Raw genomic sequence first — 416 nt, forward strand, 5'->3', positions numbered from 1 at the left:
ATATTATTATTTTCTAACAAATAGGCGTGAGCGAATAACATTAAACCAAACTGATCTTCGGGCTCTCTTAAACCGGTATCTAATTCAATTTGGTTTAATTCTAAAAACTGTCGATACGCGACCGTTGACTCGCCAAACACAACGCGGTCTTTATCGAGGTAAACCGAGCCCCAAGGTGGTGCTGGCATCTCTCCAACCCCTTCAAACAGGCGGCTAAACTCCGCTGTTAACTCATCCTCCTGTTCGTTTTGAAGGGCTAATAAACAATCTTCTGACAATACTTGGTTTTCAACGAGAGCCTGAACAATATCTATTAACTGCTCTTTACTTTTTGCTTGATAGAATATTGAACCAAGTAATTTATGCGTATCGATAATCATTATTATTTACATCGTGATAGATTTTAAAACTAATTA

General features: G+C 37.7%; 1 protein-coding gene. It reads right to left on the minus strand.

Features of this window, described 5'->3' with window-relative positions:
- Window positions 1-380, minus strand: a 380-nt coding sequence (locus tag BCT81_RS02250; RefSeq protein WP_102423125.1) for a molecular chaperone TorD family protein, incomplete at its 3' end; no start/stop codon positions are given.
- Window positions 381-416: the final 36 nt, after the last annotated feature.

Origin of the sequence: Vibrio sp. 10N.261.52.A1 (assembly GCF_002876325.1) — a bacterium.
In the GTDB taxonomy this organism is placed as follows: domain Bacteria; phylum Pseudomonadota; class Gammaproteobacteria; order Enterobacterales; family Vibrionaceae; genus Vibrio; species Vibrio chagasii.